Annotated in this window: 19 protein-coding genes; 1 reads left to right on the top strand and 18 read right to left on the bottom strand. The window is 69.0% G+C overall.

Annotated elements, in window-relative coordinates; all coding sequences use genetic code 11:
• The first annotated feature begins 98 nt into the window (after positions 1 to 98).
• The gene (locus tag CDO46_RS17755) at positions 99 to 1,079 is read left to right on the top strand and encodes a tripartite tricarboxylate transporter substrate binding protein (RefSeq protein WP_087839812.1); all 981 of its coding nucleotides are present in this window, start codon (positions 99 to 101) and stop codon (positions 1,077 to 1,079) included.
• A gap of 21 nt (positions 1,080 to 1,100) precedes the next feature.
• On the opposite strand, the gene CDO46_RS17750 is transcribed toward CDO46_RS17755, so the two are convergent.
• The 18 genes from CDO46_RS17750 to CDO46_RS17665 form a co-directional block, all read right to left on the bottom strand.
• Positions 1,101 to 2,240, bottom strand: coding sequence for a cell division protein FtsQ (locus tag CDO46_RS17750; protein WP_087839811.1), 1,140 nt, complete (start codon positions 2,238 to 2,240; stop codon positions 1,101 to 1,103).
• Positions 2,240 to 3,649: an MBOAT family protein gene (locus CDO46_RS17745; RefSeq protein WP_087839810.1), complete on the bottom strand. Its 1,410-nt coding sequence runs from the start codon at positions 3,647 to 3,649 to the stop codon at positions 2,240 to 2,242. Before CDO46_RS17745 ends, CDO46_RS17750 begins: the two co-directional genes overlap by 1 nt.
• A gap of 33 nt (positions 3,650 to 3,682) precedes the next feature.
• A complete protein-coding gene (locus CDO46_RS17740; RefSeq protein WP_087839809.1) occupies positions 3,683 to 4,339 on the bottom strand; it encodes an alginate O-acetyltransferase AlgF in 657 nt (218 codons plus the stop codon).
• Entirely contained in the window at positions 4,336 to 4,995 is a 660-nt protein-coding gene (locus CDO46_RS17735) for an SGNH/GDSL hydrolase family protein (protein WP_087839808.1), read from the bottom strand. The genes CDO46_RS17740 and CDO46_RS17735 overlap by 4 nt, the downstream gene beginning before the upstream one ends.
• A 49-nt stretch (positions 4,996 to 5,044) precedes the next feature.
• The gene (locus CDO46_RS17730; RefSeq protein ID WP_087839807.1) at positions 5,045 to 5,680 is read right to left on the bottom strand and encodes an SGNH/GDSL hydrolase family protein; all 636 of its coding nucleotides are present in this window, start codon (positions 5,678 to 5,680) and stop codon (positions 5,045 to 5,047) included.
• 43 nt (positions 5,681 to 5,723) lie between these two features.
• Positions 5,724 to 10,073, bottom strand: a complete 4,350-nt coding sequence (locus tag CDO46_RS17725; RefSeq protein ID WP_087839806.1) for a cellulose biosynthesis protein BcsC — start codon at positions 10,071 to 10,073, stop codon at positions 5,724 to 5,726.
• Positions 10,049 to 11,260: a cellulose synthase complex periplasmic endoglucanase BcsZ gene (gene bcsZ, locus CDO46_RS17720; RefSeq protein ID WP_087839805.1), complete on the bottom strand. Its 1,212-nt coding sequence runs from the start codon at positions 11,258 to 11,260 to the stop codon at positions 10,049 to 10,051. Before bcsZ ends, CDO46_RS17725 begins: the two co-directional genes overlap by 25 nt.
• 17 nt (positions 11,261 to 11,277) lie before the next feature.
• Complete coding sequence (gene bcsB, locus CDO46_RS17715; protein ID WP_087839804.1) at positions 11,278 to 13,572, bottom strand: cellulose biosynthesis cyclic di-GMP-binding regulatory protein BcsB; 2,295 nt, start codon at positions 13,570 to 13,572, stop codon at positions 11,278 to 11,280.
• On the bottom strand, positions 13,569 to 15,779 hold the full coding sequence (gene bcsA / locus CDO46_RS17710) for a UDP-forming cellulose synthase catalytic subunit (RefSeq protein WP_087839803.1): 2,211 nt from the start codon (positions 15,777 to 15,779) through the stop codon (positions 13,569 to 13,571). The genes bcsB and bcsA overlap by 4 nt, the downstream gene beginning before the upstream one ends.
• A gap of 36 nt (positions 15,780 to 15,815) precedes the next feature.
• The gene (locus tag CDO46_RS28060) at positions 15,816 to 16,232 is read right to left on the bottom strand and encodes a hypothetical protein (protein WP_132980647.1); all 417 of its coding nucleotides are present in this window, start codon (positions 16,230 to 16,232) and stop codon (positions 15,816 to 15,818) included.
• A 7-nt stretch (positions 16,233 to 16,239) separates the two neighbouring features.
• A complete protein-coding gene (gene bcsD / locus CDO46_RS17700) occupies positions 16,240 to 16,713 on the bottom strand; it encodes a cellulose biosynthesis protein BcsD (RefSeq protein ID WP_087839801.1) in 474 nt (157 codons plus the stop codon).
• 744 nt (positions 16,714 to 17,457) lie between these two features.
• Positions 17,458 to 19,104: a chaperonin GroEL gene (gene groL / locus CDO46_RS17695; RefSeq protein WP_087839800.1), complete on the bottom strand. Its 1,647-nt coding sequence runs from the start codon at positions 19,102 to 19,104 to the stop codon at positions 17,458 to 17,460.
• A gap of 62 nt (positions 19,105 to 19,166) precedes the next feature.
• Positions 19,167 to 19,454, bottom strand: coding sequence for a co-chaperone GroES (groES, locus tag CDO46_RS17690; RefSeq protein WP_087781765.1), 288 nt, complete (start codon positions 19,452 to 19,454; stop codon positions 19,167 to 19,169).
• Positions 19,455 to 19,730: 276 nt separating this feature from the next.
• A complete protein-coding gene (locus tag CDO46_RS17685; protein ID WP_087839799.1) occupies positions 19,731 to 21,038 on the bottom strand; it encodes an HdeD family acid-resistance protein in 1,308 nt (435 codons plus the stop codon).
• Positions 21,039 to 21,046: 8 nt separating this feature from the next.
• Entirely contained in the window at positions 21,047 to 22,291 is a 1,245-nt protein-coding gene (locus CDO46_RS17680) for an MASE1 domain-containing protein (RefSeq protein ID WP_087839798.1), read from the bottom strand.
• Between the two features lie 83 nt (positions 22,292 to 22,374).
• Entirely contained in the window at positions 22,375 to 22,818 is a 444-nt protein-coding gene (locus tag CDO46_RS17675) for a copper resistance protein NlpE (protein ID WP_087839797.1), read from the bottom strand.
• Positions 22,819 to 22,917: 99 nt separating this feature from the next.
• Positions 22,918 to 24,549 (bottom strand): sensor domain-containing diguanylate cyclase, encoded by a 1,632-nt coding sequence (locus tag CDO46_RS17670; protein WP_087839796.1) that lies wholly within the window; start codon positions 24,547 to 24,549, stop codon positions 22,918 to 22,920.
• A gap of 87 nt (positions 24,550 to 24,636) precedes the next feature.
• Positions 24,637 to 25,806, bottom strand: a complete 1,170-nt coding sequence (locus CDO46_RS17665; RefSeq protein ID WP_176400779.1) for a D-alanyl-D-alanine carboxypeptidase family protein — start codon at positions 25,804 to 25,806, stop codon at positions 24,637 to 24,639.
• Position 25,807: the final 1 nt, after the last annotated feature.

Below are 25,807 nucleotides of genomic sequence, written 5' to 3'. Positions count from 1 at the left end.
CATGCTTCGGGTTTGCAACAATGGTCGGAGCCGGACGCCGATGTTGACATAGAACCCGCTGGAAAATTCCCTACCAATACCAAGAAGGAGACGCACCCATGAGGCATTTCCCGTCATCGGCCCGTGCGGCCTGCCTGGCCGCGCTGGCGTCCCTGGCGCTTGCCGGTCCCGCCGCCGCGGCCTCGTACCCGGATAAGCCGGTACGCGTGGTGGTCGGCTTCTCGGCCGGCGGCACCACCGACGTGGCCGCACGCATCATCGCCAAGGAGCTGGGCGACGACCTGGGCCAGAGTTTCGTGGTCGAGAACAAGCCCGGGGCCGGCAGCAACATCGGCGCCGAGCTGGTCGCCCGCGCCAAGCCCGACGGCTACACGCTGTACATGGTGGCCGTCACCAGCACCATCAACCAGACCCTGTACAAGAACCTGAGCTTCGACATCGTCAAGGATTTCTCGCCCATCGCGCTGGTCATCAAGGTGCCCAACATCCTGGTCGTCAATCCGTCGCTGCCGGTCAAGAACGTCAAGGAACTGGTGGCCTACGTCAAGGCGCATCCGGACAAGCTCTCGTATGCCTCGTCGGGCAGCGGTACCTCCATCCACATGGCGGGCGAGCTGTTCAAGCTGCGGGCCGGCGTGGACATCCCCCACATCCCGTACAAGGGCAGCGCCCCCGCCCTGACCGACCTGATCGGCAACCAGGTGCAACTGATGTTCGACAACATGCCCTCGGCCTGGCCGCACGTGCAGGCCGGCAAGCTGCGCGCGCTGGCGGTCACCACCGCCGAACGCTCGGCCACCGCGCCCGAGCTGCCGACCATGATGGAATCGGGCTACGACAAGTTCGACGTGTCGTCCTGGTTCGGACTGATCGCGCCCAAGGGCACGCCGCCGGACGTCATCGCCAGGATCAACGCCTCCGTGCAGAAGGCGCTGGCCAAGCCGGACGTGCAGCAGCGTTTCAAGGACCTGGGCGCCGTCACGGCCAAGACCACGCCGGAGCAGTTCGGCGCCTTCATCAAGGACGAGGTGGAGACCTGGGCGACCGTGGTCAAGGCCTCGGGCGCGAAGGTGGAGTAGCCGCGCCCGCCGCTCGCGGCGTCAGCGCGCCGCGGCGGCCTCCCAGATGTCGGTCTCGCCGTCCAGGGGGCGCTGCAGCGAACGCTCCGGGATTTCCCAGACGATCAGGCGGGGCGGCGTGTCGCGGAATTCCTCGCTCTTGAAATAGGCCTGCGCGGCGCCGGCGAATTCGCCGCCGTCGCGGGCGACATTGACCACGCGGGTCTGTAGCGCGGCTTCCAGGAACGGGACGAAGTTCGAGTTGCGCGAGTAGGACGTGCCGATCAGGGCCACCCGCGGCAGGTCCGCGTCGCCGAACAGGTCGTCCTCGGTGGCCGGCGCGGCGGTGTCCGCCACCGGCGCGAAGGTCGTGCGCGGTTCCTGGTCCAGGGCTGCCAGCAGCGGGGCCGGCAGCCAGTCTATGCCGGCCAGCCTGATCAGGTCGCCCGCCAGCGGCTGCGGCTGGCCCCGCGTGATGGCGAAGGCCTGATGCGGCTTCAGTGCCTCGGCCGCCGAGGGCAACGCGCGGGCGGCCGCGGCGATGGCGCCGGCCGCCGCTTCGGCACCGGCTTCGTTCCAGTGGGTGTCGGTGCGCAGGAACCCCGGCACGGGCAGGCCGCGCAGGACGGGCTCCAGGTCCACCGTCCGCACGCCGCTGGCTTGCAGGATGCCGTTCCACTCGCGCAGGCGCCCTGCCAGCGCGGCCGGGCGATAGACGCCGCAGCGTTCGCCTGCCGCGATGCGGCTCTTGTCGGGCACCGTGGCCACGAGCAGTTCGATGCCGCGGGCGGCCAGCCGGGTCCGCAGGTCCGCGACTTCCCGGGCGCGCGTCCGCAGGGCATCGTCGCCGCCCGCATGCGGCTCCAGCTCGTCGGCCAGGAACAGCCAGTCCGGGCAACCCTGGCGCACGCGCGGGCCCAGGTCGCCCACGGCCAGCCAGCTCGCGCCGCGTTCCAGGCTGGCCGAGCCGGCGGGCAGCGGCGTTTTGGCCAGCGTGTCGGCGATCTCGGCGGTGACCCGTCCGTCCAGGAAGCCGGGCCAGTCGGGCGCGTGGCGGGTCAGCGGCAGCTGTTCGACCAGCAGTCCGTAGCCGTTGGACAGCAGGCCCGCCGCCAGAACGATGGCCATGACGCAGCCCGCGAGCGCGTAGCGGGGGCCGGGGCGGGAAGAGGTCTTGTCCATCAGAACTGGAAGTACAGGAAGGGGACCGCGCCGCGGCTGGCGATCAGCGAGAAGCCCAGCAGGAAGCCGGCCACCGGCCAGGCGCCGTCCCAGGCGCGCAGCAGCGCCGGCCGTCCGCCGCGCGCCAGCCAGGCGTCCACCGCCGGGTAGACGATGCACAGCACGCCCAGGACCATGGCCATCAGGTGGGCGGGACGAAGCTGGACGCGCAAGGCATCGCCCAGCGCGTAGCCGTTCAGGCCGAACTGGCCGGCGTACATGTCCAGGGCGGAGCCGAAGGAGTGCGCGCGGAACAGCGTCCAGGCCAGCATGACGAACAGCAGGGTCAGCACGCGCGACAGCGCGGCGGGCGGCTCGGGCAGCGACGCATGGCCCCACAGCCGCGTGCCGGCCAGGGCCACGCCGTGGGCGATGCCCCACAGCAGGTAGTTCCAGTTGTCCCCGCCGTGCCAGAGGCCGGCGATGGCCATGGTCAGCAGCAGGTTGACGTAGGTGCGCACCTCGCCCTTGCGGTTGCCGCCCAGCGGGATGTAGAGATAATCGCGCAGCCAGCTCGACAGCGACAAATGCCAGCGGCGCCAGAAGTCCTGGATGCTGGTGGCCAGGTAGGGATGGTTGAAGTTCTCGGGGAAGTGAAAGCCCAGCATCAAGCCCAGGCCGATGGCCATGGCGCTGTAGCCGGCGAAGTCGAAGAACAGTTGCAGGCTGTAGGCGAAGCAGCCCAGCCACGCGTCCAGGAAAGTGGGGGCGGACAGCGAGAAGGCGGTCTGCACCAGGGGCGACAGCGTGTCGGCGATCAGCACCTTCATGCCGAAGCCGATCATGAAGCGGCGTGCGCCCTGCGTGAACTGGGGCCAGTCGACGGTGCGCTCGCGCAGTTCGCGCGCCACCCAGTCATAGCGGATGATGGGGCCGGCGATCAGGTGCACGAACATGGCCTGGTAGGCGCCGAAGTTCACGAAGCTGCGGTCGGCCGGCACGACGCGGCGCTGCACGTCGATCAGGTAGGAGATCGATTGCAGCACGATGAAGGACAGGCCGATGGGCAGCGCGATCTTCTCCCAGGCCACGGGCAGCGCGCCGCGCCATGCCAGCACCTGGTTGAAGGTCTCGACCAGGATGTTGGCGTACTTGTACCAGCACAGCACGGACAGGTTGATGGCGATGAAGGCCGTCAGCATCAGCATGCGCTGGCGCTCGGTGCGGGTGCCGTCTATGGCCATGCCGCCTATCCAGCCCACCAGGATCAGGGCGATGAACAGCGACAGCAGCAGCGGACTCCACCAGCCGTAGAAGATCCAGCTCGAGAGCATCAGCACGGCATTGCGATACGGCGCCGGCGTGGCCGCGTAGACGAGCAGGAAGGCCGGCAGGAACAGCGTGAGAAATTCCAGCGACGCAAAAACCATGGGGGAGGCCTGTCGGGGGTCTCGTGGAACGGGTCAGCGGATCAAGGCGTCGTTGGCGAACAGCGTGCGGGTGCCCTGGGGACCGGGTACGGCCAGCACCGTGTAGCGTTGGCCGGCCTCGAGCGCGCCCAGCTCGCGCGGCGAGCCCTGCGGCTTGCCGCCGCAGGTGAGCTCCACCGTCACGGCGACGGGGTTGATCAGGCGGCGCTTGGCCTGGCCGTGGCCGACGCCGTCGAAGATGCCGACGTTGCGCCCCGCCGCGCGCAGTCCCGCCTGGCGGCACGCCGGATCGGCGTTGTAGAACGCCAGCGAGGCGCGCATCGCGTTGAAATCGTCGGGTGATTCCTTGATGACGAGGCTGGCGTTCTTTGCCAGCGCGATCACGGTGGCGAACTCGCCCGGTTTGACGGTCACCGCCACGTCCGAGCGCCGGTCCGCGCCGGTCAGGGTGCCTTTCACGGGCTTGTTGGCGGCAACCGGCATGAATCCCGACGACGGTTTGTCGGTCGGCAGCGACAGCTTCGCCTGGGAGCCGGCGGCCTGGATCTCCAGCGCGGCGTCCGTGGCGTTGACGAAGCGGACGAAGGCCGAGTCCTCGGCCGGGCCGGTCGGATAGAGCGGTATCCCGGCCGCGTGCGGAGCCAGCGTCGGCAGCGACGTGGCCAGCGCGGCGATCAGTGCGCGTTTCATTTTGCGTGAGCCTCCTTGACGGCCGGGGTATTGGCCAGCGCCTGCGTGATGGCGGCGCCCCAGGCCTTGTAGCCGGCCACGGTGAAGTGCTGGCCGTCGGTGGTTTTCCATTCGCCGGGTTTGGAGAACTTCAGCGAATCGACGTAATCGCAGGGAGCGACGTTGGTGGCGAGGAACGTGGACATGAGCCGCACCCGCTCGTCGTTCTTGTTGTATCGGCCGCCCGCCTTGCCCCAGGGCGGGCCGACCCACACGCAGCGCGTGCGGGTCGCGGAGATGGCGCGCGTCAGGGCCGTGACGCTCTGCCAGGCCCAGGTCTTGGGAAAGGCGCTCTTGTCGTAGGCGGCCATGGTGTCGCCGATGATGACCACGACCACGTCCGGCTTGTCGGCGGCGATCAGTTCCCCGATGGGAAAGGTCGTCGCATCGGCTCCCCGTATGACGGCCTTGCCTTTGCCGACGCGGTCGCCGCCGCAATCGACCTTCTTCTTGGCCAGCCAGTCCTGCGCGCCGGCGCCGCATGCGCCGATCGAATGGACCTGTGCGCCCTGCTTGACCAGATCGTCGTGCAGGGCCTCGATCAGGCTGCCGGTGGCCGCCAGGTGGCTTTCTCCCAGGATCAGCAGGCTGAGGCCGGCAAGAGCGGAAAGAGACATGTTGATTTCATCCAGATGCTAGTTAGGGTCGGCTGTCGACATGAAGGGATCATTGTTTGGCCAGGGCCTGGGCGATGGCTTCGCCCCATTGCTGGTAGCCGGGCGGGGTGAGATGCTGGCCGTCCACCGTCGCCCATTGCCTGGGCTTGGAGAACTTCAGCGAGTCGATGTACCGGCAGGGCGAGACGTTGGCCTCCAGGAACCTCGACGTGACCTGTACCCGCGGAAAGGTCTTGCCGTACTTGCCGCCTTCGCTGCCCCAGGTCGGCCCCACCCAGGCGCACTTGGTGTGGGTGGCGGCGACGGCATTGACCAGCGAGGTCGTCTGTTGCCAGGCCCATGCCTTGGGGAAGTCGGGCTTGGTGTAGCCGGCCATCGTGTCGCCGAAGATCAGGACCACCAGATCGGGCTTGTCCTTGGCGATCAATTGCGCGATGGGCTGGGTCTTGGCGGCGGCGCCCGCCACGACCGCCTTGCCGCTGCCGACGCGTTCGGCGCCGCCGCAGGCGCCGGGCGTGACGGCAAGCCATTCCGCCGGCGTCGAGCCGCATACGCCCAGGGTGTGGACGCTCTTGGCGCCCTGCTTGAGCAGGGCATCATGCAGCGATCCGATCAGATAGCTGGGAGTCGCCAGGTGGCTGTCGCCGACGATCAGGATCGTCAGACCCGCGATCAGTGAAACCATGGCGTACTCCGGTCATGCGTTGCAGCGGTAAAAAGGATTCGGGTCATTCGCTTGCGTAGGGGGAAGTGAAAGGAGGCACCGGCATGGGCACCGGGCCCGTCTGTGATTCGAGCGCGTAGCGCACGTAGATGCCGCCCTTGTATTGCCGATAGTCGCGCGCGTTGTCGATGCTGAGATTGCCGCCCAGGAACCACTTGGGCGCGAGCTGGTATTCGGCCGCCAGCGCGAGGCCGTAGCCGACTCCGGTCTTGCTCTGGCCTGCGTAGCTGGCCTGCGTGCCGTAGGCGGCGGCGATGGCTTGCGCCTGGGCCTGGCGGGTCGGATCCGAGAAGTAATTCGCGGCATCCTGCTTGATGTGCTGCACGCCGATGGAGCCTTTGATCTGGTAGCTGAAGCGGCCCTGGCGCTGCGCCCAGGCCACCGGCAGGCTGAGGGCGACGAAGCGCTGGGGGCTGAAGTAGCCGCCGTTGCCCACCGTGTAGTAGCCCAGGTTCTTGTCGTAGCCGAACAGGGTCAGGTCCACCCCCGCGGTCAGGTCGCGGTTGGGCTCGCGGATGAGCTGCATGTAGAAACCCGCGCCGCCCGACAGCCTGCTGTTCGACTGCACGTTGTGGCCGTTCAGGCTGTGCCAGCCGAGGCTGCCGTAGAAGCCGTAGCCGTCGTAGTTCAGCCCGCCGCGCAGACGTCCGCCCGTGGCCGTCACGCCGCCCCAGCTTTCGCCGGTACGGCTGTCGCGCACGCCGGCGTACGACAGGACCGTGTCCGTGACCGCGCGGCGCGAGAACTCGGCGCCATAGGACAGCCGCGGGCCGTCCTCGTTGTAGACGTCGCCGTCGAAGCGCGCGCCGCCGACGATGTTCTGGTAGCGGAAGCCGAACGGCGTGACGCCCAGGTCGAGCTTCAGACCCGACAACTGGTAGCCCACGGCGACGCCCACGCCGCTCGCGTTCTGCGATCCGGGGGCGCCGACGAGACCCAGTTGCTGGGCATTGGCGGCGGCGGGACCGCCGCCGAACTGACTGCTCGAGGCGAAGTCCTCGCCGACCGAGCCCGCGCGCAGCGTGACCGGGGTGGCCTGGACATAGGCGCGGCCGTCGCCGACGGGAAAGTCCACCGTGACCGGCGTTTCCACGTCCAGCATGCGGCCCATGCCCGAGGCGCCGTTGTGCTGGCGCACGGTCGAACCGACGGTGATGGTCGCGCTGCGCGCCTGCTGGATGGCGTCCAGTTCTTCGGCCAGCGTCCGCGGAGCCGCGGGCGCGGCGTCTGCCGCGGCCAGCTTCCCCGGCGTGCCGTCGGGCCGGCGGAAAGGCGAGGGCGGCAGCGCAGGGACGGGATCGACCCCTATCACCGGGTCGGGAATGGACCTGGGGGAGGGGGGAAGAATCGTGCCGGGGGGCGGCGCCGATACCGTGGCCACGAAGGGCGACTGCACCGCCGCGGGCTGCAGGTCCGCGCGCACCGACGAGACGACCGGCGCGGGTTCCGCGCTGGATGAGGAGCGCGCGGGCGGCAGTGGGGGCGCCAGCGCGGTTTCCGTGGCCGCCGGCGGCGCCGGCGCGCGCGCGGCCGGCCGCCCCTGTTCGTCGCGCGCCGCCGCGGCATAGGCCGCGGGGGCCGTGACCTGGTCGCCGAAGACCGGGCCGCCGTAGGAAACGAGGGCCGGCTCGGCCGGCGCGCCAGCCGGTTCGCCCAGCGCCAGCGGATTGCTGCGGGTCTGGCCCGGCAGGGCGGCGAAGGGATTGCCGTCGGGCGCGGAAGGCGCCGGCGCGGCATCCGCTTGCGCCACCGGCGCCGCCTTGGCGGCTTCCTGCGCGGCCAGGGCCGCCTTCAGGTATTCCGCCGCCTTGCCGCTCTTGCCCATGCTGTTGTAGACGCGGCCGACCGCCGCCAGCACCGTGGGGTTGTTCGGCTGCAGGCTGGCGGCCTTGGCCAGCGCGGTCTCGGCATAGCTCGTGTTCCGGGCCTGGACCGCCGTCTGCGCCGCGGCGGTGAGCAGTTCCGCGTTGTCCGGATCCTTGGCCAGCAACTGCTGGTGCAGGGACAGGGCCTTGGCGCCGTCGCCGGCCGCCGAGTACATGCGGGCGAGCGCGCCCACGACCAGCGGGTCGCTGGGATACTTCGCCAACATCGGGGCCAGCACGTCGTAGGCGTCGGCGATGCGGCCGCGTTGGCGCAGCGCATCGGCCTGGCGCACGGTATAGAGCTTGCGCAGATCCTCGAAGCCGGCGGTCTGCCGGTCGTCCAGCGCCTGGGTCTGCAGTTGGCGCAGGATGCCCGCGGCCTCCGCGTCCTGGTCGGTCTTGAGCAGCACCACCGCGTACTGCAGCAGCAGGTCGTTGTCCGGCGTCGGCGTGCGCGCCACGGCCTGCCGCAGCATGCTCAGCGCGTGCATGTTGTCGCCGGCATCGCTGTAGCCGGCGGCGATGGCGCCGAGCAGGCCGGGCTGCTGCGCCACTTCCGGTTCGAGGCCGGCAAGAATGGCCTTGGCCTGGTCCGGCTTGCCGGCCCGCGCGAACTTCACCGCTTGCGATACCTGATACTGCGTCCAGGCATGCTTCTGCAGATCGAGGACTTCCTTGCCGCGGTTGCGCGCCGGAATCTTGTCCAATGTCTTGAGCGCCGCTTCCCAATCCTGCACCTGGGACGACAGGAGCGCGCTCGCCTGCAGCGCGCCCGGATCGTCGGGATGGGTCAGCAGCAGGCCGTCGACCACGCCGCGCGCCTCGGCGATGTTGCCGCCCTTGAGGTAGATGCGCGCCAGGTCCAGGCGCAGCCAGGCGTCGTCCGGGCTGGCGCGCAGGCCGTCCTCCAGCAGCCGCCGGGCGGCGGCCAGGTCGCCCCGGTCGCTGGCCTTGCGGGCGTCGTTGCGGGCCTGGATGGCGCGCAGCCGGCCGACGCTGCCTATCTTCTCCTGGTCGGCGGGACTCAGTTGCGAGACCATCTGCAGCGCTTCGTCCAGGCGGTCGGTCTGCGCCAGCACGTGCACCAGGCCCTGCGTCGCGGCAAGATTGCCCTTGTCGCGCGCCAGGATGCCGCGCAGGATCTTCTCGGCCTGCGCGTACTGGCCGCGTTCGGCCAGCACCTGTCCCAGCGCGGCCTCGGCCGTCCGGTCGTTCTGCGACAGTTTGACGGCCTGCTCCAGCTGCCGCTGCGCCGTCTCCAGGTCGCCATCGGCGCGGGCGCGCTCGGCGCTGCCGGTCAGCGACCAGTAGCGGGCGACGCCCAGGACCTGCTGCCAGCCGGCGCGGGCGCGCGGCTGCCGGGTGGCGCGAGTCAGGAAATCGACGGCTTCGTCCGGCCGGTCCTGCTTGAGACGCAGCACGCCCATGCCGCCGAGCGCATCGGTGTGGTTGGGATTGGCTTCGAGCAGGGCGGTCAGGTTTGTCTCGGCGGCGGCGAGATCGCCGTTCTCCAGGTCCTGGAAGGCGCGGTTCAACTGCACGTCCCGCGGCGACAGCGCCGCGGCCTGGGTGCCGCTCTTGCCGGGCTTGCGCATGCGGCTGAACTGCTGGCGGATCTCGGTGTCGTCCGGGTGCGCCTTCAGATACGCCTGGAACAGGGGAGCCTCGGCGGGACGGGGATCGCCGTACCAGGTCAGCGCGACCCGCCAGCTTTCCTCGGCGTCGCCGCCGATGTCCTTGCGGGTCGACAGCTTGGCCAGGCGGCGGATGCCCTCGGCGCGGGTGCTTTCATTGCGCGTCAGCAGCTTGGCCAGCGCCAGCGAGACCTGGATGTCGTCGGGGCTTTCGCGCTGCAGCCGCTCCATGCCCTGGTGCGCTTCGGTCCAGCCGCCGTCGGTGTAGCCCAGGTAGCTGTAGAACTCCAGCGCCACCTTGCCCTGCGGCACCTTGCCGCCGAACACGGCGCGGTACTGGGCCACGGCCTTGTCGAGTTCGCCCGAACTGGCCAGCAGCCTGGCTTGCTCCAGCATCTTCGGCTTGTCGCCGCCGTGCAGGTCTATCGACTGTTCCAGGCGCGCCGCGTCGATTTCGGCCGTTCCCAGCGCCCGCAGCTGCGTCAGGTATTCCTGGGCGCGGGCCGGCCGATTGGCTTTCAGTTCGAGCAGGCCGAGGTTGTAGAGCGCCTCCGCATGCTTGGGGTCGATCATAAGCAGGCGTCCCCAGGCTTCCGCGGCGCGTGCGTCGTTGGCGTGGGTCTGCCAGTAGCGGCCCTGTTCGAGCAGCGACTTCGCCGTGGCCGCCGGCGTCGGCGATGATGCGGCGGCGGGCTGGGCCTGCGCGCTCAGGCTCGGGGCAACGGCGAGCGCGGCCAGCAGGCCGGCCGTCAGGAAGCCGCCTCCAGCCGCCAGCCGGCGGCCCCCCTTGGAAGCGCGGCCCGGGCTTGGGGCGGTCCGGCGCCCGGGCGCTAGCGAGCGGTGGAGGGCGGACATGTTTTCTCCCAGGATAATTGCACTTGTCCAGTGCTCAGGAATCGATAGCGTTCTTCGGCCCAGCCCAATCCGAACAGGCTGAGCACGATGTCGTAGTACGGCGGCTGGCGGCCGGGCGCGCGCAGGCTTTCGTCCAGCATGGCCTGGGCGCGGCGCCGCTGCATGTCGGCCAGCCAGGGTTGTTTCCTGGCGGTGAAATACGGCACCAGCGCCGACGAGAAGCCGAACGGGCCGGTGTTCTCGGTCTTGCCGGTCGTGGCGCGCACGCGCTCGGGCGGCGCGCCGGTGCTCGCGGTCGCGGCGCCCATGCCGGGCAGCGCCTGCAGCATGGGCCCGGCCAGGGGATCGCCGTCGTGGGCCATGCCGGCCCACAGATAGGTCCGGATGGCGTCGTAGCTGCCCAGGTCGCCCTTGATCGGATCGACCACGAACAGGCCGCTGGACGGCGATGCGCCCCGATAGGCGACCCAGTCGGCCACGTATCCCTTGGGGCTCACGGCGGCCAGCATGGCCGCGCTGTTGTCGGCGATGCGGGGCCATGGGCCCGACGGCGACGCCAGCGCCAGCCGGCGCAGCAGCGGCAGCGGCAGATAGCTGGGATTGAGCTGCCACAGCGAGTCCGGCCGCGCGAAGCTGCGGCGCCCGGGAAGCAGCATGGGGCCGAGGCCCGGCAGATCGGCGGTTTCCTCGGCCTCGATGCGGGCCAGCAGCGCGCCGGCGTCGCGCAGGTAGTCGTCGCGGCGCCAGCGCTCGCCCGCTTCGAGCAGGGCGTACGCGAACCACAGGTCGGCGTCCGAGGCGGAGTTGTCGTCCAGCACGCCCCAGGTGCCGTCGTCCCGCCGGCCCCAGTACCAGGCGGGAAGCCGGCTGCCGATGTCGCCGCCGGCAAGATTGTCGACGGCCCAGCGCCACATGCGGTCGAAGGCGGCGGGGTCGTTGGCCACCAGCGCGAAGAACATGCCGTAGGACTGGCCTTCCGACGAGGAATGCCGGCGTGCGGTGCTGGCGTCCAGCACCCGGCCGTCGGGCTGGATGAAGTGCGTGCCGAACGCCTGCCACAGCGGCCACGCCGGTGCGCAGGCCGTCCCGCCGTCGGCGCCGGCCGCCATCGGGGCGGCCAGCGCGAACAGCAGCGCCGTGGCGGCCAGCCGCGATCGCGGCCGGGCGGCGGCGGGGGAGGACCTCATCTCGCGCCCGGGGCCGCTCAGGCGCTCAGGCGGCGGGCCGCCCGCGCGCGCAGCGCGATGTAGGTCAACACGCCCAGGACCGCGATGCCGAGGATCGCCAGCAGCAGCAGGATCCAGGGCTGGCGGGCGGCGTACCACTGGATGCTCGTGAACCAGCCGAGCGAACCCACGTGGTAGGTCGGATCCGACATCAGCGAATCGACCTGCTTGCCGCGCACCACGGACACGCTGCCTTCGATGAAGTCGGTCCGGTCTTCGCCGATCAGCGCATCCACGGCCTCGGCCAGGCTCTCGGGGCGGGTGGCGGAGATCGCGACGACGCTGCGTCCGCTGCGCAGGGGCGACTCGAAGCCGGCGAACACCACGCTGGCGCCGTCGGTGGTGAAGGACAGCGAACTGCGCGCGCGGCCGGTGTCCTCGTGCGGGTTGGGCACGATCCAGCGCCAGGTCTGATAGGCCCAGTCCGACAGATTGAAGCGGCGGCTGCCCTCGGTCAGCGAAACGGGCAACTGCGCGCTCCATTGTCTGAGCAGGGGCTGGTTGTCGCCCGAGGCGATCAGCAGCAGGTCCTTGTCGGCCAGTTGCGGGGCCTGATCCGCGCGCGCGACGGTGACGTTCAGCGCCGGGTAGCCGGTCGACTCCGACAGGCGTCCCAGGACGCCCAGGTAGGCGCTGTACTCGGCGGTGCCGGCATTGTCGGGAAGAATGACCGCCGTCTGCGACAGGTCAGCCATCCGCGTGAACGGGAAGCCGCTGCTGTGGAAGACGGCGAGGTTGGGCATCGCGATGTAGTGCCTGAAGCCGGAAATGTCGATGGTCGAATCCGGCTCGATGGCGCCGCGGACGTTGTCGATGATCACGTCGCGGCACTGCCCTTCCTTGATGTAGTCGTACTGGTAGCGGAATTGCAGCGTGGCGCGCGGCGGCATCAGTTGCAGCGGCAGCGCCATCTGCACGCGCACCGGGATGCTGCTGTCCGTCTGCAGCTTGGCCAGCAGTCCCTCGCCGCCGTTCAGGCGTTCGATCGAGGGCAGCGGGAACGATTTCACCAGGTGATCGTTGACGCCCAGGGTCATGGTCGAGCTGGTCGACATCTGCTGGGGCGTGTAGCGGTATTTCAGGTCGAGCGGAATGCCGCTCTCGCGCCAGCCGAACAGGTCGGGCGGCAGGCGCAGGTTCACGGGAATGGTGGGCGGCGCGAAACCGGAGACGTTGAGGGTGGCGGGCGGGACCAGTTCGCCGAACTTCACGGGGCGGTCGCTGCGCAGCCAGTTGGGGGCGTCGTAGGGCTTGCGCGGCTCCAGTTCCGCCAACTGCGTGATGACCGCGCGATGGCCGGTCAGCGCGCTGCTGCCGGTCACCACCGCCTGGGCGGCCCGCTTGAGTTCCTTGGCATCGCGGCCGCCCAGCACCAGCAGCTTGCCGTACATGTCGTTGGGGTTGGGAACGATGGTGACCGTCGGCCCGCTGGGCGCGGGCAGGTCGAGGCCGCCCGAGCGCAGTTCGCCGGTGGCCATCACGATGGCGTTGCCCTTGGCGGGCAGTTGATCGACGGCGGTCGGGAAGCGCGCGCCGCGATAGCTGGCCAGCGCGCCGAACCAGGACGACAGGATGCCGGCCGCTTCCAGCACGGTGTTGTCCGGCGCGGCGGCGAACACGAAGGGCAGCGACAGCGGCCGGCTGTCGCGGCGGTCGAAGAAGGGCAGGGGCAGGATGGACAGGTCGTTGGCCAGCACCAGCGGCGTGACCGTCAGTTCCAGCGTGCTCTGGTTGCTGATGTTGGCCCACAGGCTCGAATGGAGCGGGTCTTCGCACTCCATCGTGTAATGGCCGATGAGCTGCACGTTCAGGTTGTTGAATTGCGTGATCAGTTGCGGCGGCAGCGCGACCACCGTTTCCTTCGGCTTGCCGGCCGTGTCCTTCGGGACCGGGATCGACGCGGCGACCTCGCCGTTGACCAGGACGTTGATGTGGGAGAGGTCCTCCAGCAGCGCCGGCGAATAGGTGTAGCGCAGGCGCAGCTGGGCCGACGACACGACCTCGTCGGCACGGATGTCGAACGGCAGCCGGAAGCTGCCTTCCACGCCGCGTATCGTCATGGGGGTGCTGGCGCCGAGCCGCTTGAGCGGGACGCCGTAGCTGCGCCCGCCCGACACCAGCTGCTCGGGCTTGGCGTCCGCCTCGCCGCCGGCCGCGGCCGGCTGCGCGCGCAGCGGCAGCGAAGTCAGCAGCATCGCGGCGGCCAGCACCAGCGAGAGCGGCCTGGCGGCGGGCTGGTGCGCGCGTTTGCTCGGAAGGTTCGTGGAGGTCATCGGTTCTTCATCCTGGTGTGGGTCGGACGGGCTTGCAGCCGGGCGCGCACGACCTGGCTTCCGTGTATCGCGAGTTGTTTCATGCCGAGCAGGCCGATGCGCGTCACTTCCCGCAGCGAGGCCAGGGGCGCGTCGGGCGTGCCCTGGCCCCAGTTGTCGGCCCAGGTGTCGGCGCGGGCGAACGTCATTTCGGCCATCTCCACCTGCTGGCGCATCGTCAGCGAGGTGAAGCGCAAGCCCACGTGGCGGTCGCCCGCGAACATGATGTGGGCGGGGAAGGTGCGCTGCTCGGTCCCGCGGAACAGCGCCACGTGCACCGCCTGCCCGGTTTCCAGGCGCCCCAGCTCCGGAGGAAGCTGTATGCCCAGTCCGGTGGCGGAGTAGTCGGTGGTGCTGCACGCGATGGTCTTGCCGTTTTCCAGGCGCAGCATGGCCGGGATCTGCGCGGCGACGCGCGGCTGCGCGCGGAACTGCCGTTCCTCGCGCGCGACGGCGATGCTGGCGCTGGTGATGACGATGTTGTAGAGCGTCCAGAGCAGGTTGATCGCCAGGGTGAACAGGCCGCCCGCGTCGTAGTCGACGAAGATCAGCGAAACCAGCCCGGCGAGCAGCCCGGCGATGTTCAGGGCCAGCAGCACCAGGTACGGCTTGGCCATGTCCCAGTCGAACCACGCGTTGCCCATGGCGCCGCCCTTGGCGGTGACGTTGAAGCCCCCGAGCTTGGGGTTGATGAGGGCCAGCATGGCGGGCCGCATGATGTACCAGGCCAGCACCGATTCGTAGACCTCGTTCCAGAACGAATGGCGAAAGCGCCCCTGCATCCGCGAACTGGTCAGGTTGGCATGGATGAGGTGGGGGAAGGCGTACAGCGTGATCATCAGCGCCGATGCCTGGAACACGTGGGCGCCGAAGAACAGGAAGGCCAGCGGCGCGGTCAGGAACACCAGGCGCGGCAGGCCGTAGAAGAAGTGCAGCATGGCGTTCAGGTAGCACATGCGCTGGCTCAGGCTCAGCCCTTTGCCGAACAGCGGATTGTCGACGCGAAAGATCTGCGCCATGCCGCGCGCCCAGCGCACGCGCTGGCCGATGTGGCGCGACAGGTTCTCGGTGGCCAGTCCCGCCGCCTGGGGAACGGCCAGGTAGGCCGTGTTGTAGCCGGCCCGGTTCAGCTTCAGCGCCGTGTGGGCGTCTTCGGTCACCGTCTCGGTGGCGATGCCGCCCACTTCCTCCAGATGGCTGCGGCGCAGGACGGCGCACGAGCCGCAGAAGAATGCCGCGTTCCAGAGATCGTTGCCGTCCTGGACCAGGCCGTAGAACAGCTCGCCCTCGTTGGGCACCGCGCGGAAGGTGTGCAGGTTCTTCTCGAACGGATCGGCGGAGAAGAAATAGTGGGGCGTCTGCAGCATCGCCAGCTTGGGATCCTTCAGGAACCAGCCTATGCTGATCTGCAGGAACGAGCGGGTGGGGATGTGGTCGCAATCGAACACCGCGACGTATTCGCCGCTGGTCAGTTCGAGCGCCGCGTTCAGGTTGCCGGCCTTGGCCGCTTCGTTGTTGTTGCGCGCGATGTAGCCCACGCCCAGCGCGGTGCAGAAGTCCTGGAATTCCTTGCGCCGGCCGTCATCCAGCACGAAGATGCGCAGCCGGTCCGTGGGCCAGTCCAGCGACACCGCCGTCAGCACCGATTGCTTCACCACGTCCAGCGGCTCGTTGTAGGTCGGGATGAGGATGTCCACCGACGGCCACGTCGCCGGATCCGCGGGCATCGCGGCGGGCAGCCGGCGCAGCGGCCAGATGGTCTGCAGGTAGCCCAGCAGCAGCACCGACAGCGCATAGAGCTCGGCCAGCATCAGGCCGTAGCCGAAGGCGATGTCGAGCCAGCTCTGGAAGTCCAGCGTCGAGGTCAGCCGCCAGTACATGTAGCGCAGCGACATCGTCGCCGACAGCAGCACCATCAGCACCGTCGGCATGCGCCCGGCGACGTTGCGCAGCGCCAGCGCGGCCACCAGCGCGACCAGCGCCAGCACCAGTTGCGGCAAGGCCTCCAGGGGCGCGGTGATGACGACCGCGAGGCTGCAGCAGGCCACGGCCGCCAGCGCGAAGCGGACGATGCGGTTGTTCCACAACGGCAGGGCCGCCAGACGATCGGCCTTGGCGTCCGCCGGGGCATGGTCGGCGGTGGGGACGGCTGGCGGCAGCGCGCTCACGCCGGCCTCGTTCTTGCGTGCGGGTTCATGGATCGATCAGTTCCTGAGCAGGCGCTGGAACAGCGCCGGCATGTCCTTGGGGCGAGGCCGGTCTGCATCGGCATGGCGCAGCAGCCGTTCGAAGATCACGGCGGCCGGCTCGTCGGCGGCCGGCGCCGGGTCTGGCGGCGGCGCCACCGGTTCCGGGGGTGCCGGCGCGTCAGCGATGGCGTCCGCCGCCGGGTCTTGCGCCGTCGGATCTAGCGGCAACGACGTCTCCTCGGGAGGATGGAAGCGGGTCGGCGGCACGTAGACGGTAGAGACGGGGGCTTCTCCGGTGTCTTCCCTGGCGCTGCCTGGCGCCGACGCCGGGCGGCGCTGGGCCAGGGAGGGCCAGCGGCTCGCGGCGGATGGCGCCGATGCCGTGACGGGCTGGGAAGTGTCCCCCGCCTCGGGATGCTTGGATGTGTCCATGGCCACCTCAGGCCGCAATGGGCGATCCCAGGCGCAAGCCTATGCCGCCGATGCTGTCGAAATCGGAAACCTGGGTCACTTGCAGCCGGTCGCTCGCGCCCAGTTGTTCGAACCACTGCTGGTAGACGCCTTCCAGGAACGATGGCGTCCAATCCAGCGCCTCGCGGCCCAGCGCGGCCTCGAGCGGCGCGCAATAGTGCTGGAGATGCAGATGGTCGGCCTGGTCGGTGATCTCGACCCAGCCCCAGTCCAGGCGGGTCCAGGCCTGGCTCATCGCGAGCTGGATGTCGTCCAGCGTGGCGCAGGCGGGCAGCGGCAGTTCGCGGGCGAAGCGCCCTCCCACCCTGCGCATGAACGTGCGCAATTCGGCGGCCGAGAATTTATCGGCCAGTTCCTGCGCGGTCGATAACAGGAATATCTTCCACTGCGCCGCGCACTGGCGGCCGGAAAGATAGCTGATGACGGATGAAGTGGCATCCATGGGTGGTCCTTGTCGCGGGTGATCGATTCGTCCGCACATGCCCATGCACGACGCTTCCGGACGCGTGAGCGGCGGAATGCGCAGGAATGCGGACGGGTAATGGAAGCCCTCTGGAGAGGGAGCCGGACAAGAGCCTAGTGGGCCTGGGAGAATCTCTTCATGGGGTCTGCGCCCATTCTGGCAAGGCGGAGCTACGTGTTTCCGGCACGTATTCTTGAAGCATGACCTTGCGTCTGAATTGCCGTCGCCCGAGATGAAAATCCTTCAGGGAGGCGGTCAAAATTTAGCCCACCGCGAGCCCGTGGCGCAATATTTCATTGCGACTGTTTATTTTTGAAAAACAAGCACTTAGCTCGTTTTATGTGTGCTGCGCAAACCTTCGGGCGGCGAACGGCGGGCTCATTTCCATACCGGCATGCCTTGCGGTCCGGCGAAAGTTGCCAAGGGGTTGGCGTATCGGGACGCGCATTTTTTTCGCCGGCCGCGGCCAGGGCGCGAAATAGATCCGATCGGTGGTTATGCGCGAGACGCAAAAAAAACTTGGCGTAAAAGGGACGTATCGTTGAGATGTGTTTACCTTCCGGAAGGAAACCCCCGTATCCGGCTCGCTCAATTGCCGGACGGAAACCCGGAAAGCATCCCGGACGCCGCCGCCGGCGCCCAAGAAAAAACCCGCGAGCGCGGGCGCTCGCGGGTTTCGTAGCCAGGTCCCGGGCACGCCCGGGACGAGCGGGAAAGGACTCTTTAGAAGTCCATGCCGCCCATACCGCCCATGCCACCCATGCCGCCGGGGGCGGGGGCAGCCGGCTTGTCCTCGACCAGCTCGACCACCGTGGCTTCCGTGGTCAGCAGCAGCGAGGCCACCGAGGCGGCGTTCTGCAGGGCGGTGCGGGTGACCTTGGTGGGGTCCAGCACGCCGGCTTCGACCATGTCGCCGTATTCGCCGGTGGCGGCGTTGTAGCCGTAGTTGCCCTTGCCGTTCAGCACGTTGTTGACGATGACGCTGGGCTCGTCGCCGGCGTTGGCGACGATGGTGCGCAGCGGCTCTTCAATGGCGCGCAGGACGATCTTGATGCCGGCGTCCTGGTCGGCGTTGGCACCCTTGGTGTCCTTGATGGCTTGCTTGGCGCGCAGCAGGGCCACGCCGCCGCCGGGCACCACGCCTTCTTCCACCGCGGCACGCGTGGCGTGCAGGGCGTCTTCGACGCGAGCCTTCTTTTCCTTCATTTCGACTTCGGTGGCAGCGCCGACCTTGATCACGGCAACACCGCCGGCCAGCTTGGCCACGCGCTCTTGCAGCTTCTCACGGTCGTAGTCCGAGGTCGCTTCTTCGATCTGGGTGCGGATCTGCTTGACGCGGGCCTCGATGGCCTTGCTGTCGCCGGCGCCGTCGATGATCGTGGTGTTTTCCTTGGCCACTTCGATGCGCTTGGCCTGGCCCAGCTCTTGCAGGGTGGCCTTTTCCAGCGACAGGCCGGTCTCTTCCGAGATCACGGTGCCGCCGGTCAGGATGGCGATGTCTTCCAGCATGGCCTTGCGGCGGTCGCCGAAGCCCGGAGCCTTGACGGCGGTGGTCTTCAGGATGCCACGGATGTTGTTGACCACCAGGGTGGCCAGGGCTTCGCCGTCGACGTCTTCAGCGATGATCAGCAGCGGGCGGCTGGCCTTGGCGACTTGCTCCAGCACGGGCAGCAGTTCGCGGATGTTGCTGATCTTCTTGTCGTGGATCAGGACGAAGGGATCGTCCAGGGCCGCGACTTGCTTGTCGGGGTTGTTGATGAAGTAGGGCGACAGGTAGCCGCGGTCGAACTGCATGCCTTCGACGACGTCCAGTTCGTTTTCCAGCGACTTGCCGTCTTCGACGGTGATGACGCCTTCCTTGCCCACTTTTTCCATCGCGTCGGCGATGATCTGGCCGATCGACGAATCGCTGTTGGCCGAGATCGAGCCGACCTGGGCGATTTCCTTGCTCGACGAGCAGGGCTTGCTGATCTTCTTCAGCTCTTCGATGGCGGCGGCGACGGCCTTGTCGATGCCGCGCTTCAGGTCCATCGGGTTCAGGCCGGCGGTCACGTACTTCTGGCCTTCGTGCACGATGGCCTGGGCCAGCACGGTGGCGGTGGTGGTGCCGTCACCGGCGTTGTCGCTGGTCTTGGAAGCCACTTCCTTGACGAGCTGGGCGCCCAGATTCTCGAACTTGTCCTTCAGTTCGATTTCCTTGGCGACGGACACGCCGTCCTTGGTGACGGTGGGGGCGCCGAAGGAGCGCTCCAGGACCACGTTGCGGCCCTTGGGACCGAGGGTGACCTTGACGGCGTTGGCGAGGACGTTCACGCCACGGACGACGCGGGCGCGGGCGTCATCACCGAACTGGACTTGTTTGGCAGCCATTTACGAAATTCCTTGGATGATGGTGTTGAATGCCGGGGGATCGGACAGCGGGCCGCGAGGGCTTACTGGATCACCGCCAGGATTTCTTCTTCGCGGATGACGAGCAGTTCGTCGCCGTCGACCTTCACGGCCTGGCCGGCGTACTTGCCGAACAGGACCTTGTCGCCGACCTTGACGTCGACCGGCAGCACCTTGCCGTCCTCGGTCTTCTTGCCCGGGCCGACGGCCAGCACTTCACCCTGGTCGGGCTTTTCGGCAGCGCTGTCGGGAATGACGATGCCGGACGCGGTTTTACGCTCGTTGTCCAGGCGCTTGACGATCACGCGATCGTGCAGGGGACGGAGGGCCATACAAACTCCTGATGTTCGAAGTTGACGTCTATTTGTCAGAAAAAGAGGCTGGAAAGCCGTTATTCGGCCGGTGCCGCGTCGAAACGCGGCGCTTGAGCCTGTTGCCGGAGGCCGGGACGCTGCCCAGGCAGCGTTGTTAGCACTCTATGCAATCGAGTGCTAATTATAGGGATGGGACAGGGGGCTTTCAAGGGGCAGGGTATACGGGACAGCCCTAGCCCGGTCCTTCTTGTCATATAGACAGCGCGGTCCGATGGGCCGCCCCCCAGGCACGGCTCAGGCGCCGCTGCGCGAGGTCATGCGCGTGGCGGCCGCCAGGAAGCGCGAGAACCAGGATTGCTGGACGGGATGGACGACCGCGCGCAGCGCGCGGCTGTAGTCCAGCGTCAGGCCGGGGGTCCAGGCCATGACCTGGGCGCGCTGGCGCACCTGCGCGGCAATCCACAATTCGGGCATCAGCAGGGTGCGCAGCACCTGCCGCACGCTGCGGCTGCGGTCGTCCAGCACGCCGTCCAGGGCGGACTCCAGCGCGTACGAGACCGAACTGGAGCAGTTGCGCCGCGTGAGGTTATAGATTTCCTGGTCGCGGTAGCGCTGCCAGAAGGCCTGGAGTTTCCCGTAGTCGTACCGCTCGAACCTGACCTGCCAGTTCGACGGACACCAGGCCTTGGACTCGGTCGCGTAGTCGGGCTGGAACTTGCCCGGCACGTCGTTTTCCTTGACCGCCTTCAATACGTTGAAGAACTCGGAGGGCGAGCGGTCGATGTCGACCGCGGGATACAGGCTGATGTAGGTCGACGGCGGCACTTCCATGGCGGCATGTCCGGTCGATATCACGCCCTGCACGTCGACGGCGGCGATGTAGCGGTTGAATACCGGCCGCGACACGGTCTTGTCCTTGGCCGAGCCTTCGGGGGTCCAGACGTGGACGGTCAAGGGGCCCGCCGGCGCCGGCTGCCGGGCAGGCGGCGGGCTGGCGCCGGCCCCGCGCAGGTCGGCCGGCGCCAGCAGGTCGAACATGGATGACTGCTCGCTCAGCTTGCGGGCGCGGGCGGCCACCCGCATGGTGTTGATGCCGGCGACCAGCATGGTGACGCCGATGAAGTAGGAGACCGTGCCGGCGTAGTGGGTGGGATAGGGCTGGAACAGGAACAGGCCGAACAGGACCTGGGCGCAGCCGCCCAGCACGGACAGGCGCCAGCGGTCGTAGCGCAGCACCCAGGCCGAGGCGATCTGGAACACGCCCAGCACGAAGTAGGCCAGGCCCAGGATGATGGCCAGCAGCAGGTTGCTGATGGAGCCGCCGGCCAGGATCAGCAGCGCGACCAGCAGGAAGATGCCGCCCTTGAAGGCCAGCACGGCCTTCTGGGCGCCCATGCCGCTGCCGGCGACCGTCAGCGTGACCAGGCTTTCCACCAGCAGCAGCGCGCCGAAGAGCGTCAGCGGGAAGTAGCGCGCGCCGTCCACGCCGTCCAGGGTGATGACCACGCCCAGGGCGGCCCAGGCGAAGCCGATCAGTAGCAGCAGGTGGATGTTCCTGCGGACGAAGCCGGCGCCGAACAGAAGCAGGGCAAGCTGGATCATGGTTTCCCTTATGCGCCGTGGTGCGGGGTGGGCAGCCGCCAGCTGCCGATGATGAAAGCGCCGTCGGGCCCCATCATGGCCCCCCGGTTCAGGTCGACGACCGTCGTCCACTGATCGGGCGCGGTCGCCAGGCGGAAGGGGAAGGGGCGCTCCAGCCCCGGCGTCCCGTCGGCGGCGCGCAGGCGGTCCCGCAAGCCCTGGCGGTCGTCCGGATGGACCTGCCGCAGCACTTCATCCAGGGTCCCGGGGCCGGGGCGGGCGTCGGGCGGCGCGTCCCAGACGATGGTGCCGGAGGCGAGATCCAGCCGGTACAGGGTCTCGCGGCCGCCGGTGCCGTCCGCGCCGGCCGTGCGCGGGCGCCGGATGCCACGGGTCAGCACCCGCACGAAGACCTGCAGCATGGCGACCGACACGAGATAGCACTGGGCAAGCAGCAGGGGCTCGCCCGGCAGGAAGCCGCGCAGGAAGAAAGGGCCGCGCCCGGCGTTGGAGTGATAGATGACGATGGCCGCCATGGTCAGCACGGCCAGCGAACCCATGCGGTTGCCGCCGCTGAGCGTGGCCACGGTGGCCAGCGCCAGCGGAATGCAGGCCAGTCCCAGCAGCAGCGGCGCCTCGGACATGGACGGGCGGTGCACGCCGAACACGTACCAGGTCATGGCCGCCAGCAGCAGCCACGCGGCAATGCCCACGGTACGGCCGATGGGACCCGGCGGCGCCTCGATCGTGCGAAAGCCCATGAATCCCATCAGCACCGAGACGCCGAACAGCACGCCGGTCACGGTGGCGGCCCACCATATCCACGCCAGGTCGGAGACGGCTTCCCACAGGACTTCGTGCTTGATCAGCGCCAGTCCCGCGCTGCCGCAAACCGCGGCGACGGCGCTGACCACGAAGGTGACGGCCACCCATCCGAGCACCGCGTGCAAGTCGTCCCGCCCCTGCGCATAGCGCTGCGACAGCCAGGCGATGCCGAGCGTGGAGGCGAGCGACAGGCCGGCGAGCCAGGCCGAGGGGATGAGGGGATGGCCGGTCAGTGCGGACAGCGCCAGGTCGGCGGCGAACAGCGCGGCGGTCAGGGCCGCCCAGGCCGCGCGCGGCATGGCGAAGAAGGCGGCGACAGCGACGCCGGCGGGGAACCAGACGAAGGACACCTGGGTGACGGGATCGTCCAGGGCGAACGACAGATAGGCGCAGGCCACGTAGAGCGCGGCCCAGAGCGCGATGCGTCCAAGCAAGCTGGCAAAAGACATGGCGGTTCCCGGTGGTTGTTCTTGTGGCCTTCGAAGCGGCTCTGCCCAGGCGAAAGTATAAGGACAAACGATGACACGGCCGCTTAGCGGCCGGTATTTTCCACCTTCTGCAATTCATGGTTGCCGGCCAGCGGCCCCTGGGGACGCGTGCCGTCCATGTAGAGCTGGATGAGCCGTCCCTCGGCCACGAAGTACTGCCTGCCGCCCGCGGCCTGGTCCAGGGTGATGCGGGTGCCGTCGGGCTGCCATGTGAAGCTGCCCTCGACGCGGTCGACGCGCGGCTGACGGTCGAGATACTGGGTCTCCAGCTCGTAGCGGCCATCCTGGCGCAGCGTGAGCCGGGTCCGGATGCCGGGGCAGTCGGCGCAGGGCAGCGTGCCCTCGTAGACGCCGTCCCAGTCCAGCGCGTTGCGGGCGTTGTGCCCGTCGACGACGGGGCTGGCGGCTGGCGTGTCGTGTTCCCTGGACGGCGTGCCGCAGCCGGCGATGAGCACGGCTGCGAGGCATGCGAAGGCGGCGGTCTTCATGATGGCTGCTCCGGTTGCCGGCGCCCGCGCGAGGCATGGCGCTTCCCGCCAACGGTAGCAGGCGGCGGCGGCCGCGCCGGCAACCGGATGTAAGAAGGATCAGAACAGCGAGCGTTCCGGGGCGCGGTCCTGGGCTTCAGGATCGAGCACCGCCTGGTTCCTGCCGCGCGACTTGGCGGCATACAGCGCCGCGTCGGCGCGGCTGATCAGTTCTTCCAGCGAGGTGCCGGAGTGCGGGAAGACCGCGATGCCCGCCGAGGCGCCTACCTGGGGCGAGACGCCCGGATAGGGTTCGGACAGCACCGCCACCAGGCTGTTGGCCACGGTCTCGGCGGCGGCCGGGCCCGCGCCGTCCAGCAGCACCATGAACTCGTCGCCGCCGTAGCGCGCCACCACGTCCGAATGGCGCACGGCGTCGGCCATGCGGCGCGCGGCGATCTGCAGCACGGTATCCCCCGTGCCGTGGCCATGGACGTCGTTGACGGTCTTGAAATGATCGAGGTCCACGGCGACCAGGGCCAGCGACGCCCGGGACCGTTGCGCGGCGGCGATCGCGCGCCGGGCCAGTTCCGCGAACAGGACCCGGTTGCTCAACTGGGTGAGCGGGTCGTAATAGGCAAGCTGGCGGGCGTGCTCGAGCGTACCGGCGGCGTGCTCGATGGCATCGGCCACGGCCGCCGTTTCCTTGAAGTGTGGTGGCGCCACGCTGACACGGTGGCCGGCGCCCAGCGCCAGGGCGGGTTCCACGAGGTTGCCCACCGCCTGTTCGATCCGGCGTGCCAGCTGATAGGCCAGGCCCAGTCCGAACAGGATGGCCAGCAGGCCGCCGCCCGCCACCCAGGCCATGGCCCGGTATAGGTCGGTGGTGAAGGCCGCGGCGGGCGCCCCCACGGCGACGGTCCATTGGGTCGTGGCCAGGCGGCTGAACGCCGTCAGGACGGGAATCCCCTCCTTGGTCAGGCTTTGCAGCGTACCTTCGCGTTCACGGCGCACGGCGTCGGCCAGCGAGGACACCGCCCGCTGCCCGACGAAACGCGCTTCGTCGCGGGTCCGTCCCAGGATGGTCGCGTCGCGGTCGAGCAGGGCGGCCACCCAGCCTTCGCCCAGGGCGTGGCGGGTCATCAGGGCGCTTAGGCGGTCAGAACCCAGGTCGGCGAAAAGCAGATAGCGCGCTTCGCCGTCGATCAGGACGGGTACGCCGACGATGATGGTGAGGCCCCGGCCCTCCCGAGGTGGCCCCAGCCTTGCAACGAGCGGATGGCTGCCGCCGCTGGAGACCTGGGGCAGGTCGGGTAGCCTGACGGGCGGCGGGAGGACGCCGGGATAGGGCTCCGAAGTATCCAGCACCTCGTTGCCGCGGGTGTCCGTCAGGACGTAGCGGTCGATGTCCTGGTACTTGAGCGCTTCGATGGCCCGCTGGTGGAACGAGGCCAGGTCCGCGCGCACCAGGTCGGTGGAGCTTGCCAGCACGCGCAGGCCGGAGCCGATTCCTTCCACTTCCTGGTCCAGGTCGGCGGCCAGGCTGCGGGCGGCCAGGACGGTGGTTTCGTAGATGCGGGTCTTGCGCAGCGCGTAGGTCTCGTACACCGCGAGGCCCGCCACCAGCGTGGCGGGGAGCGTACAGACGACGACCAGGGCAAGCAGGCCGATGCGTATCGAGATCGTTCCGCCGCGCCGGGCTTGGCCGGCCGGCGTATCGGACGGAGGGGACTGCGCTGGAACGGATGTCATCTGCCATGGAGCGGGACCGCGAGGCCCGCTGCCTTGTTTTTGCCCAGCCTACCATGCGGGGCATCCGCTGCAAAATCCGTGCGGGCCTCAGGCGCCCAGCCCGTGCAGCCACAGGCGCAGCCCGTCCCAGGCGCGTCCGAACCACGATGCCGCCGGCACCGGCTGGAGGGCGACCAGCGGCAGGCGACGGGCCGGTTCGCCGTCGACGCGCACCTCGAGTTCGCCCACGCGTTGTCCCGCCGCCAGCGGTGCGATCAGGGGCGAGGCCGGATGCAGGATGCGCTCTATCCGTGCTCCCGGGCGCACGGTAATGTAGGTGTCGCGCTGGAACCCCATGGGCACGGCCGAGCGCGCGCCTTTCCAGACCCGCGGCGAACCGACCGCGTCGCCGCCCGCGTAAAGCCGCACCGTTTCGAAATTGCGGAAACCCCACTCCAGCAGTTCGCGGCTCTGCCGGGTGCGGTTGCGGTCCGAGGCGGTGCCGACCACGACCGAGATCAGCCGCCGCTGGATACTGCCGCTGGCGCGCCGCGCGGTCGCCACGAGACTGTATCCCGCCGACTCCGTATGGCCCGTCTTCATGCCGTCCACGCTGGCGTCCAGCCACAGCAGGCGGTTGCGATTGGGCTGCGTGATGCCGTTGTAGGTGTACTGCCGGGTGGCATCGTAGGTGCCGGCCAGGTCGGGAAAGTCGCGCACGATCCGGGCCGCCAGCACGGACAGGTCGCGCGCGGTCGAATACGTCTGCGGATCGGGCAGGCCGTGCGGATTGGAGAAGTGGGTCGAGGCCAGGCCCAGTTCCCCCGCCTCCTGGTTCATGCGTTCGACGAAAGCCTCGACCGAGCCGGCGACGCCCTCGGCCAGCGCGATCGCGGCGTCGTTGCCCGATTGCACCAGCAGCCCGTACAGCAACTCGTCTATCGTGGCCTGCTTGCCGGGTTCGAGGAACATGCGGGAGCTTCCCGGCGCCACCTTCCACGCCCGCGTCGAGACCGTGACCCGCGTGTCGCGGCCGACGGCATGGTCGCGCAGGGCCTGGAACACGACGTAGGCCGTCATCATCTTGGTGAGCGAGGCCGGCTCGATGCGCTTGTCCGGATCGTGCGCGCCCAGTACCTGGCCGCTGGTCGCATCCAGGAGCAGCCAGGCGCGGGCGGGCAGCCCAGGAACGGGGACGGCGGCGGGCGAGGGCTGGGCGTGGGCGGCGGCGATGCAGAGGGCGCAGGCCAGCGCCGCCACCATCTTCGAGATGGGCATG

The organism is Pigmentiphaga sp. NML030171 (genome assembly GCF_002188635.1).
GTDB lineage: Bacteria > Pseudomonadota > Gammaproteobacteria > Burkholderiales > Burkholderiaceae_B > Pigmentiphaga > Pigmentiphaga daeguensis.
This window is presented reverse-complemented; position numbering and strand designations above follow the sequence as displayed.